Source organism: Streptomyces sp. NPDC002785 (genome assembly GCF_040295565.1).
Lineage (GTDB): Bacteria > Actinomycetota > Actinomycetes > Streptomycetales > Streptomycetaceae > Streptomyces.
Map to the genome: position 1 here is coordinate 1 of NZ_JBEOVN010000224.1, position 11112 is coordinate 11112.

Here is an 11112-nt window from a genome sequence, read left to right on the forward strand (position 1 = left end):
CGCAACACCGACCACCCCCTCCCGCACCCGGGGAAGTTCTCCGATCCGGGCGCGGCCAAACGGCAGCACGCGCAGGAGATCCTGGAGGACGCCCGCCGGGCGCGCAACGAGGCCGCCGAGGCGGCCAAGGGCGCGATCACCGCCGCGATGGCCCACGCCCCGAAGGAGCCAACCGGCCTGGACCGGGCCAAGCAGGAGTTCCTCGACTACGGAGTTGGCCAGGGCATCGAGCTCGCCCACTTCGGCGGCGGAATCGTCAAGGGCACCGCGGGCCTGCTGAACTTCGTCCGCTCGGTCAACCCGACCGACCCCTACAACCTGACGCACCCGGCCGAGTACTACAAGGGCGTCAACATGACGCTCGCCGGCCTCGTCTCCACCGCCGCCAACCCCGACCGAGCACTCAAGAACGCCTGGGACGCCGCCAAGGGCGACCCCACCGAATTCATCGGCCGACTCCTCCCCGAACTGGCCGGCACCAAAGGCGGCGGCCTGATCAAGGGCGGCCTGCGTGCCGGGATGAAAGACCTCCTCAAACGCCCCAAGGGCAAGAACCGGCACGGCCACGAACAGAACCCCGACTCCAACGGGCAGCAGTGCAGCAAGGTCAAATGCGCCAATGACCCGATCGACGTCGCGACCGGCCGCATGCTGCTCCCGCAGACGGACATCGCGCTACCCGGATCACTGCCCCTCATCTTCGAGCGCGTCTTCGACTCCTCGTACCGCGCCGGCCGCTGGTTCGGTACCGGCTGGTCGAGCACGGTCGACCAGCGCCTGGAGATCGACGCGGAAGGCGTGGTGTTCAGCTGCAACGAAGGCAGCCTGCTGGCCTATCCGCATCCCGCGCCCGGCGTTCCTGTCATGCCGACGCATGGTCGGCGCTGGCCTCTGGACCGGGTGGACGACGGCTACACCGTTACCGACCCGGAAACCGGCAGGGTCCGGTACTTCGTCGACCATGCGGGCGGGGAGCTGGCGCTCCTGGCTCAGATCGACGACCGCAACGGCCGCTGGATCACCTTCGAGTACGACGAGACGGGCGCTCCGACATCGATCGTCCACCACGGCGGCTACCACCTGAAGCTCACCACGAACGACGGCAGGGTCACCGCCCTGCACCTGGCGGGCGCCGCGCCGGACGGCACCGACCAGGAGATCCTCCGCTACGGCTACACCGACGGCCACCTCACTACGGTCACCAACTCCTCAGGCAAGCCCCTGCGCTTTGACTGCGACGAGCTGGGCCGCATCACCGCATGGACGGACACCAACGGCAGCCGGTACGAGTACGTCTACGACGAACACGACCGCTGCGTGTACCAAACAGGCACCAACGGCCACCTCGAAGCCCACTTCACCTGGGACGGCACCGACCCCACCACCGGCCTGCGCATGACGTCCATGACCAACAGCCTCGGCCACACCACGCGATACGTGATCAACGACCGCTCCCAGGTCATCGCCGAGATCAACGCCCTGGGAGCTGTCACCCGCTACGAGCACGACCGCTACCACCGCCTCCTGTCCGTCACGGACCCGCTCGGACACATCACCCGCTCCACATACGACGAACACGGCTGCCTCACCTCGGTAGTCCGCCCGGACGGGCGGGAACTGACCGCCGACTACAACGCCCTCGGCCTACCGGTGCGCGTCAAAGGCGCAGACGGGACAGTCACCCGACAAACCTACGACGAACGCGGCAACCGGGTGTCACTCGCTGATGCTTCAGGCGCGACGACGACCTACACGTACGACGAGGGCGGGCACCGCACATCCGTGACCGACGCGCTCGGCAACACCACCCGCATCAGCAGTGACGTGGCCGGCCTTCCCATTGAGATGACCGACCCTCTGGGCGCCGCCACCCACGTCGTCCGGGACGCCTTCGGCCGTCCTGCCATTCTCACCGATCCCCTCGGTGCGGTCACACGCCTCGAATGGAACATCGAAGGCAAGTTGTCCCGCCGTACCGACGCAGACGGTTCCACGCAGTCATGGACGTACGACGGCGAGGGTAACTGCCTCACGCACACCGATGCCATGGGCGCCGTCTCCCACTTCGAGTACACCCACTTCGACCTCATGGCCGCACGCACCGGGCCGGACGGCGTGCGCTACGAATTCGCTCACGATCACGAACTCCGACTCACGCAGGTCCTCAGCCCTCAGGGATTGACCTGGAAGTACAGCTACGACGCGGCTAGCCACCTCATATCCGAGACCGACTTCGACAACCGCACGCTCGCATACGAACGCGATGCGGCAGGCCGTCTCACCGCCCGCACCGACGCCCTCGGCCAGACCATCCGCTACCAGCGGGACGACCTCGACCGCATCGTCTCCAAGGACGCCGCAGGCGCGGTCACCACCTTCGAATACGACATCTTCGACCAACTCGCCGAGGCAACCGGCCCGGACACGACTCTCACCTATCTTCGCGACCGGCACGGCCGTCTCAAGTCGGAGACCGTCAACGGCCGCACCGTATCGTACGGGTACGACGCCCTTGGCCGTCGTACCAGCCGCAGAACACCCAGCGGCGCGACCAGCACCTGGACCTACGACACCGCAGGCCGACGCACCTCCCTCACCACCTCCGGCCGCACCCTCACCTTCGAACACGACGCAGCAGGCCAGGAAACCGCCCGCCACATCGGCGACGCCCTCAGCTTGACCAACCAGTACGATCCCCTGGGCCGCCTCACCACCCAGCACATCACCGGCCGGGACAACCGCAGCGTCCAACGCCGCGACTACACCTACCGCGCAGACGGCCACCTCATAGGCCTCACGGATAAGCTCTCCGGCCCAAAAACCTTCGAACTCGACATCGTCGGCCGTGTCAACGCCGTTCACGCCGCGAACTGGGCCGAGCACTACGCCTACGACGCAGCCGGTAACCAGACCAAAGCTTCATGGCCCGCAGCCCACCCAGGACAAGAGGCCGTCGGCTCTCGCTCCTACTCCGGTACAGCCATCACCCGCGCCGGCACCATCCGCTACGAACACGACGCACTCGGCCGCATCACGCTCCGCCAGAAAACTCGCCTCTCCCGCAAGCCGGATACCTGGCGCTACGAATGGGATGCAGAAGACCGCCTTACCGCTGTGACCACGCCAGACGGTACAAGATGGCACTACAGGTACGACCCTCTGGGACGCCGTTCATGCAAGCAGCGCGTCGGTGAGGACGGAGAGTCCGTCGGGGAAATAGTCTCCTTCACTTGGGATGGCAGCACCCTTTGTGAGCAGGTGACGCATAGCCAGGACATGGCAAACTCAGTCGCATTGACCTGGGAACACGACGGCCTACACCCGCTCACGCAGACTGAACGGATAATCTCGCCCGACACTCCCCGGCGAATCATAGATGAACGCTTCTTCTCTATTGTCACAGATCTTGTCGGAACCCCAAAAGAACTTATCGACGAGTCAGGGAAAGTTGCATGGTGGACGCGTACCACGCTGTGGGGAACGACCGCTTGGAGTGTCGCAAGTACAACTTACACACCCCTGCGATTCCCGGGGCAGTATTTCGATGCAGAAACGAGCCTGCATTATAATCTGTTTCGACATTACGACCCGGAAACCGCGCGCTATCTCTCGTCCGACCCTCTGGGTTTGTCGCCCAGTCCTCATCCGGTTACGTACGTCAAGAATCCACATACGTGGTCCGATCCTCTCGGACTTGCACCTTGCCCATACATGGACATCTATCCCAGTGGGAAGGGGATCGTGGCCGACCTGGACGAAAAGGGAATCATGAGCTTGGTCATCGAGAAGGGGCCGGACACCCCACGCGGTTCAGAGATGTTCGACAGTGCCATAAAGAGCTTCGGGAATGAGGTGCAGGGCGTCAAGGGTTACTGGCAGAACGGCGGGACACTACGAGACAATTTGGATTCTTTCAATTCTGCCGCCCGGAGTGCGTCACCCGGTGACATGCGAGCCCTCGAAGAGGCCGCACGATCCACCTTTACCGGCAAGATGGCCGCACGCCATGGATTCACCGATGTCGAAATAGTCGAGCTGAGAGGGCCGCATGGAGACTACAGTAACGTCGGTGTCGTATTCAGACCGCCTTCTCATTAGTCACTTCAAGAAGAATAAGGCACACCCATGGGAAATGAGTTCATACAGCACGTCACTGACAATCTTCGGGTGGCGCATCATCAAGGATTGTCCGCGACGGACCTCGGGAGGCTAGCAAAGGAACTTCTCGGCCCCGCGTTCGGGCCGGTTTCCTTTGTGGCAGTCTTTCGCGGCGCATTCGGAATTCCAGTAGATGTTCTCCAGCGAGCGCTTGCCTGGCAAGGGTTCAACTTTGGTGGAAGCGCCATCTCGGACGATGAGTTCACAGACCTCCTCGCCGAATGGGTCAAGAAACCTGAGGGGAAGTGAGCTGTTTTCAACTTGAGGTAGACATAGGTAATTTGGTCGGCTATGCAACATGACGAAGCTACTGGTAGACGGGTTCACGACCACGATCATCCGTGCCGACCAGGAGCTTCGTATGCCTGTCCAGCGGACGACTACGCGCCCGGCGATGAACGAAAGGTCGGCGGAGATGCCGAATGCAGACGAGGCAGGGTCCAGGCTGAATCCGTCGGTGATCAACAGCGTTTCTCGGTATGAAGCGCTCAAGGTGCTCGCGGAGCTGCCTGGCCAGGCGGAACCCCTGCCCGTCTTCGCCGCTCGGGTCCTGAACGGTCATGCGTAAGCACTCGACGACGGCACCCCCTGCCCACACTCGTCCTGCGTGCCCTGGCGAACCTGTCCCGCCGCAGTCCGCGGCGGGACAGGCGCGCCCTGTGGACCCGCACGGGCGTCGCCGACGACGACCTGTCCGCCACCGTTCTCGTCAGCGGACTGCGCCCGGCCGGTGACGGCCTGCTCGCCCGTGTGGCCCGCGTTTGCACCGAGGCAGGTCAGGCCATCAGCCTTACGCTCGCCCACGCCCGGAACCCGGGGGAGTTCACCATGCCCGCAGCTCCGGTGCCCGTCGTGCACGTCGTGGAGGACCCCAGCATCCTGGCACGGAGGATTTCTCTCGGCGCAAACTGAGCCTTTTCCTAGCTGGTGGTGGCGGGTCGTTGTCGAGGATGGGCTGTACGGAACGGCGAAGCTCCTGAAGGATCGCCTGCGTGCATAGGAGGAGGGATCCCAACGTCAGTGTGTGAAGACAGAGTTGGACTCTCTCGCGAACCGTACTCTATGTGAAGACCGACGACCTGTTGAAGGATTCGCCGCTGCGATCCTGGCGTGGCGGCCAGGCAGCGGGACACCTCGCCCCGTCCTGTACGCGTCCGGCTTCCTTGTGCTCGCTTCAGTGCAGGTGGTGCTGGGCATCGCGCACATGCGGTCGCTCCATGTCCCCCTGGACATCCTGATGTTCGGCCTGAGCGTGCTTGCGCTGGGCCAGGCGCTGTCCGCCCGCTTGCAGCAGCGCTCCGGCACCCGGTCGCGTAGCCGCGGCGCGAACCACCCTCGGCGCCGCCACCGCAGCCCCGGCCACGGGGCCCTGTCAGCCCGCCTGCTCCCACGTCCCCGACTTCAGCTCCTTCAGGAACAGCCCGTCGAGCACCACCCACCCGGTCGCCCGGTCCACCACATCCACCGTGCGGCCGTCCAGGGCGGGCGAGTCCGGCGCGACGGCGCTGGGCGGTAAGGCCACGGATCCCGGTGCACCAGTCACACATGAGGACATTGTGAGGGGAGGGATCCCCAGCAAGGACGGATTCATGCCCCGCGCGGATCGAGTGAGGTAGCACTGACCATGAGACTGACCTTCGACAACGACTGGCACGCAACGGTGACGGGTGAACCGCTGCCCATCACACCTCGTTTTTCGGGCAACTCCGTGTACATCGCGCACTACACGGACGTGAAGGAACGTGAGCGGTTTCTCCTGGCCACCTTCGGCAGCCAGGAATGGCTGTGGGACACGCCCGATGTCCTCCGGTTCGACCGGGAGAGCCGGAAGCTGGCCGGTGCCGCATTCCAGCTGCCGGGGGAGTCCGCTTCCACCGAAGATTCCGCCCGTGTTCCCGTCCTGCCCGCAGTAAGCTCGGGCGGACTCCGCGCGGACGAGCTACGAGACTTCCGGCTGGAGATGTGCGAGGTGCTGTGCCGTGCTCCCGGGGACGCCGTGCTGACCGGTCTGCGCGACCTCGACGTCCTCGACGAGCCGCTGGAGGCCCGCGTTGGCATCGCCCCCGACGTGGCCCTCGTCGTCCAGCACGGCGCCGTCGTCGGCTGGAGTCTCACGGACCCTGCGCGTTACCTGACCCGGGTGTTCTCCACCCCCGACCCCAGCCCGGCGTTCCCCGGCACCCGCCGACTACTCACGGAGTGCCTGGACCTGATCACCGAGCCGTTGATCGACGACGTGATGGACGGCGAACCGGCCGCCCTGGCCCGGCTCCAGGCAGTCGACGATGCCCTGCGGAACCAGCGCGACGACCGGCACCGGGCCGACGCCCTGCTCTCACTCATCGCCAACCTGGTCGAGGACTACGGCAACTGGTGACGGTCAGCCGAGGAAGCTGAGGCGCACCTGGCGCTGTAGGCAGCGTTTCGTGGATTGCGCCGGTTGTGAGCGGTCGCGTAGTTCCACATTTTGGCTGAGACCGGTGACGGGCCGCCCGCTGCTGAGTGCAGGGCTGGTCCGGCAGCTTGTTCTGATGGAGCGTCAGAATCGTTTCGTGCAGGTGACGATGGGCGAACTGCCGAGCGCAAGTGGAAGTGGACGGACGATGTCACAGGTAAGACGGTGCGTATGCGCGTCCACGGGACCGACCTCGGCCCACACGCCAGCCCCAACGCCAGCAGCGGCCCCATCTACCGCATCCAGATCGGGCACCAATTCCAGGACGAGGCAGGCAAGCTCTACCACGCGGAGATCGGGAACCCGAATAGCCCGAACTGTAATGAGACGGCGATCAACGACACCCACATTCCGTGGCCCAGCCATCTGCCGGTGCCGTACCCGCACTGAACTGGAAGACGAGACGTATGGAAAGCAAATATTATGTCGACTTCCTCCGAGACCTTCTGAGTCCCGACGAAGCGGTGCGTACGGAGGCGAGCGACCGCGTTCAGGACTTCGTGAACCTGCTCTCCGGCACCCAAGCCAGAGTGGTAGGGGACCTGATCGCCATGCTGGCCCCGCACGAGGAGTCCCGGGTGGCCCTGGAGGCGCTCCTGCACGCGCTGACCGATCTCGACGGATGCGGGAAGCTCGACGGTGTCGATCTCTCACCCCTGGGGAAAATCCCGGAATCCGTGATCCACGTGGAACACCGCGAGTACATGGAGGAATTCGCCCCGCGCGTCGCTGGGGCGAGTAACGGCACGGCAGAGTGAGCGTGGACTCGCGCCAACCTGCATGCGAGGCGCCTGCCTTGGTTGAGGGAGGTGGCCAGGGCCCGCTGTGACGCCGTCGTAGAGGTTGATCTGTCCGAGACCGCCATCCCCGAAGTCCGCATCGCCGGCGGTACTGAAGAAGGCGGGCCTGGCTGTCCGGGGCACTGGGACCTGGTCGACACACGTGCGTACGTTGTCAATGGCGGGTTCGCCCTGATCGGGCGGCGAATGGTAGAGATCGACTCCCTGGTCGCTGTGTGGCTTGGAGTCACAGCTGACGCGCTGGCGGCCATGTACAAGTCCCGATTCCCGCTCATGCAGGACTTCGACGCGGTCACTTGGTTCGATGCTGGTGTACGCAAGATCGCAGGTGACCGATACACGTACGGCTTCGGGCAGACGAAGGAGCACTACGAGCACCTCCTCGCCTTCCCGAAGAAGGAGCGGCCCGAGCCCCCGAGGGCTACACCGCGCCCTTCTACAAGGCCGACCGCGAGAAGGAGATGCGTGCAGCGCACGCCTACTTCTCCTCGCGGCTTCAGGAGGCCGTCGACAAGGGGAAGTGGACGCCGCCTGCCCGGTGAACGGCAGCGCTCCGCGCCGGACGGGTCCGGCGCGGAGCGTGAGGGTCAGCCCTGGGTGGCGTAGGAGACGAAGTCGTCCCACGCGGCGGGGGAGAGGGCGAGTTCGGGGCTCAGCTGGTCCTTGGAGTCGCGGACGTGGATCGCCTGCGTCCCCTTCGCCACCTCGACGCAGTCGTCACCCTGTGAGCCGCTGTAGCTGCTCTTGAACCAGGCCAGTTCGAACGTGCTCATAGCGCTCCTCGCAATCGCTTCAGCAGGCCCAGGGAGTCCTCGGGGGTCAAGGCCTGCGAGCGCAGTTTCGCATACCGTTGCTGGAGCAGACTGATCTCTTTCGCGTTGGCGATCAGCCGCCCGTTCTGCTGTCCTTCGGAGTAGGCGAACCACTGATTGTCCGGAGTCTCGGCCAGACGCATCGGCCCGTCCATCCCCGCGTGCGACGGCTGCCGCAGCGGCATCACCTGAAACTCGACGTTCCAGTTGTGCTCGATCAACTCCAGCAGCCAGTCGAACTGTTCCCGCGTCACCGCCTCCCCACCCGTCCACCGCTCCAGCACCGCCTGCTCCACGATGAAGCTGAAAGCAGTCGGCGGCTTCCGTGTCACCGCCAGCAACTCCTGCCGTGCCAGCCGCGCCGCGATCCGCTGCTCCAGTTCCTCCGGGTCGGGCAACGGCGGCACGGCCAGCGACACCGCTCGCGCGTACGCCTCCGTCTGCAACAGGCCCGGCACCACCCGGCATTCGTACGTGTACAGGCTGATCGCCGTCGTCTCCACCCGCGCCCACTGCCGGAACCAACTCGCCAGCCCTGCCTGCCGCGACAGATGCGGCGCAGCCTTCCTCAGCGCCCCCGTGTTCCCAAGCGCAGCCTCCGCGCGTTCTACGAAGTCGCGGTCCGGCATCCGGCGGCCCTGCTCGATCGAGGCGACCGTGTGCTTGGAGAAGCGGACCAGGTCTCCGAACTCCTCGCGGCTCAAGCCCGCGTGCTCCCGTAAGGCCTGGACGAACGCGCCGAACGTGCGCAGACTGTCCGACACCCCGGGCTCGGCGCCGGCTCCCGTGCCCGTTCCTCCCGCCGCCGTTCCCGCAGCGTCGTCGTCCGTGTTCTCGTAGGCCACCGTCGGCCACCTTTCGCGCGCACCCGCTCCGCCGTACCGCTTCTGACCCTGCCGCACCGACACACCCAGTGGCGCGTTCGGCCACCGAGCGTGTGTGTGCGGTCTCACAGCGTACGCACGCGAGGTCGGTGCGTCCTGGCGTTCGCTCCATGCGCGGGGCGCCCGCCCGCCCCGGCCCCCGTCCGTCGAGGAGGCGGCAGCTGTACTTCTGTTCAGGCGGAAGCGCGCGGTGGCTCACCTTGACGGGGATGTCGGGCTCTGCGGGGCCCGGACGTCGGCCCCGGAACTCGGGTCCCGGGTCTTGGAGTTCGAGCACCGTGCACTGTCCTGTCACTCGTTCGGGGGTCAGGGAGAGGTACGCGGGCCGATGCTTGAGCTTCGGGGTTCGGGGGCCGGGGTCCGAGCGGTGTTGTTCATCCGGGAGGCAGGAGGGGGTTTTGGGAAACCTCCCCTCCCTCCCCACCCCGTCACGGCCAGCAAGTATGACTAATTGTGGGCGAGTTGTGGCGGCCGGGGTCTCACCTCAAGATCGCACCCATAGAAAGACGATCTCGTAGCTATTCAGCACCCTGACCCCACGCTGCCCGCCCCCGCAGCCTCACGCCCGTACCGCAAGGCCCGCACCGGCTATGGCAAGCAGTCCATCCCCGGCCAAAGCCAACCCGGCGTGGACGACTTCGCCTTCCTGCCGGAGCGTGAGCGGTATGTCGCCGGGTATGTCGACCACCTGCCCGACGGCGCCGCCATGGACATCAAGTCGGCCCAGATCGTCAACGAGTTGCCCGCGGTCACCGGGGCCGGCCGTATGGACTTCACCGCTGGGGCCGTTCTGTATGACCTCGACGGCACGGCTGCGTGGTGTTCCCTGTCCACTGTGACCGTCAGGCGTCACGTCCGCCGTCTCCGTGAGCTGGGCACGCCCGTCTGGTTGCGGCATGGATCGCGGCAGAGACGCCGGCCCCGTTCTCGATCGAAAGTTGGCCTCAGGCGGTGGCGGAGCATCTCGCGGCGGCCAGGCCCGACTACGGAAAGTGAATAGTCCCATCCGGACGGCTCCCTGGCCCGCGGGTGTGGACGACCAGTCGTCGCGCGCCACCAGGTGGGCGGACTCCCCGGGCCTCCTGTCGAGGGCGCCTTTCCTTCGGTACCGTCCATGGCGCGTGTGCGTACGCCGACATGGCGTACGCGGGTCCCTGCTGGTGAACGGTCCGGATATACCGCCAGATTGGGCACATGACACCACCGCCCACCTCCGCGACCGGTCAAGCGCTGTCCACCGTAGGCGTGTTCGTTCAGCGCTTCAGCTCCACCCCGCGCGGCGCGCGCCTCGCCCGCCGCCTCGTGCTGCACCAGCTCGACGCCTGGGGCGTGCCGCACGGCAGCGAGGCGTCCGACACCGCCGCCCTGCTCGTTGCGGAACTCGCCGCCAACGCCGTCACGCACGGCCGCGTGCCCGGCCGGGACTTCGAGGTCACCGCCGAGATCCTCGGCCGGACTCTGCGGATCGCGGTCTCCGACACCCGGGGCGAACTCCGGCCGCCCGCCCCGGGCGCGCCACGCCCCCCGATGCCGCCGCTGGCGGAGACCGGCCGGGGCATGCTCCTGGTGGAGGCGCTCGCCGACCGGTGGGACGTCCTCGACCGCGTGCCCGTTGGCAAGACGGTGGTGGCCGAGCTGGATCTGCCGCGCTGACGGCCCTGGACGTCGCGCTGACAGGCCACGATGCCGTCTATAGGCTCGCGGAGCACGGCATCGGCGGCGGGAGGCAACGGGGAACATGGCGGGCCTGGTGCCACAGCAGCGGCGCACCTGGTGCGCCCGGGTCACCCACGTGGTGGCCACGCTCATCGAGTGCGCCAAGACCGTTGTACTTTTCAACACGCTGCTCGCCGACGTCCTGACCAGAGACCTGCTGCGTGAAGCGCGCCAGTTGGCGGGACTGCCCCATGAGAGCCTGTCGGGTGGCCGGTTGGTTACGCTGCGATGAGGTCCTCGACGGTGCGGGCTCGTGCGGTCTTGCGGTGGGATTCATGGCTCCACCG

The 11112-nt window shown here is 66.1% G+C and carries 12 protein-coding genes and 1 pseudogene; 9 read left to right on the forward strand and 4 right to left on the reverse strand.

Annotation, left to right across the window (positions count from 1 at the left end; translation table 11 throughout):
- The 4 genes from ABTZ94_RS32590 to ABTZ94_RS32605 form a co-directional block, all read left to right on the forward strand.
- A partial coding sequence (locus tag ABTZ94_RS32590; protein ID WP_351206251.1) for a DUF6531 domain-containing protein occupies window positions 1-4098 on the forward strand: 4098 nt, incomplete at its 5' end.
- Window positions 4099-4125: 27 nt separating this feature from the next.
- Window positions 4126-4407 carry a hypothetical protein gene (locus ABTZ94_RS32595; protein ID WP_351206253.1) on the forward strand — a complete coding sequence of 94 codons (282 nt, stop codon included), beginning with the start codon at window positions 4126-4128 and terminating at the stop codon, window positions 4405-4407.
- Between the two features lie 49 nt (window positions 4408-4456).
- Complete coding sequence (locus ABTZ94_RS32600; RefSeq protein ID WP_351206255.1) at window positions 4457-4726, forward strand: hypothetical protein; 270 nt, start codon at window positions 4457-4459, stop codon at window positions 4724-4726.
- A gap of 53 nt (window positions 4727-4779) precedes the next feature.
- On the forward strand, window positions 4780-5070 hold the full coding sequence (locus ABTZ94_RS32605) for a TIGR02679 domain-containing protein (protein ID WP_351206269.1): 291 nt from the start codon (window positions 4780-4782) through the stop codon (window positions 5068-5070).
- A 460-nt stretch (window positions 5071-5530) separates the two neighbouring features.
- On the opposite strand, the gene ABTZ94_RS32610 is transcribed toward ABTZ94_RS32605, so the two are convergent.
- On the reverse strand, window positions 5531-5680 hold the full coding sequence (locus ABTZ94_RS32610) for a hypothetical protein (protein ID WP_351206273.1): 150 nt from the start codon (window positions 5678-5680) through the stop codon (window positions 5531-5533).
- Window positions 5681-5782: 102 nt separating this feature from the next.
- Here ABTZ94_RS32610 and ABTZ94_RS32615 point away from each other — a divergent pair, with 102 nt between their 5' ends.
- The 3 genes from ABTZ94_RS32615 to ABTZ94_RS32625 all read left to right on the forward strand — a co-directional run bounded on the left by ABTZ94_RS32615 (window position 5783) and on the right by ABTZ94_RS32625 (window position 7371).
- Window positions 5783-6535 carry a hypothetical protein gene (locus ABTZ94_RS32615; RefSeq protein ID WP_351206257.1) on the forward strand — a complete coding sequence of 251 codons (753 nt, stop codon included), beginning with the start codon at window positions 5783-5785 and terminating at the stop codon, window positions 6533-6535.
- A 90-nt stretch (window positions 6536-6625) separates the two neighbouring features.
- Window positions 6626-7003 (forward strand): polymorphic toxin type 30 domain-containing protein, encoded by a 378-nt coding sequence (locus tag ABTZ94_RS32620; protein WP_351206259.1) that lies wholly within the window; start codon window positions 6626-6628, stop codon window positions 7001-7003.
- A gap of 17 nt (window positions 7004-7020) precedes the next feature.
- Window positions 7021-7371, forward strand: coding sequence for a hypothetical protein (locus ABTZ94_RS32625; protein WP_351206261.1), 351 nt, complete (start codon window positions 7021-7023; stop codon window positions 7369-7371).
- Between the two features lie 629 nt (window positions 7372-8000).
- Here ABTZ94_RS32625 and ABTZ94_RS32630 read toward each other — a convergent pair.
- The 3 genes from ABTZ94_RS32630 to ABTZ94_RS38060 all read right to left on the reverse strand — a co-directional run bounded on the left by ABTZ94_RS32630 (window position 8001) and on the right by ABTZ94_RS38060 (window position 9962).
- Window positions 8001-8186 (reverse strand): DUF397 domain-containing protein, encoded by a 186-nt coding sequence (locus ABTZ94_RS32630; RefSeq protein ID WP_351206263.1) that lies wholly within the window; start codon window positions 8184-8186, stop codon window positions 8001-8003.
- On the reverse strand, window positions 8183-9070 hold the full coding sequence (locus ABTZ94_RS32635) for a helix-turn-helix domain-containing protein (protein WP_502967347.1): 888 nt from the start codon (window positions 9068-9070) through the stop codon (window positions 8183-8185). Before ABTZ94_RS32635 ends, ABTZ94_RS32630 begins: the two co-directional genes overlap by 4 nt.
- Before the next feature lie 598 nt (window positions 9071-9668).
- Window positions 9669-9962 (reverse strand): hypothetical protein, encoded by a 294-nt coding sequence (locus ABTZ94_RS38060; protein ID WP_502967348.1) that lies wholly within the window; start codon window positions 9960-9962, stop codon window positions 9669-9671.
- 341 nt (window positions 9963-10303) lie between these two features.
- Here ABTZ94_RS38060 and ABTZ94_RS32645 point away from each other — a divergent pair, with 341 nt between their 5' ends.
- Together ABTZ94_RS32645 and ABTZ94_RS32650 are read left to right on the forward strand one after the other, a co-directional pair.
- Window positions 10304-10762, forward strand: coding sequence for an ATP-binding protein (locus ABTZ94_RS32645; RefSeq protein ID WP_351206265.1), 459 nt, complete (start codon window positions 10304-10306; stop codon window positions 10760-10762).
- Window positions 10763-10841: 79 nt separating this feature from the next.
- Window positions 10842-11057: pseudogene (locus ABTZ94_RS32650) on the forward strand (vWA-MoxR associated conflict system protein); the annotation flags it as partial.
- Window positions 11058-11112: the final 55 nt, after the last annotated feature.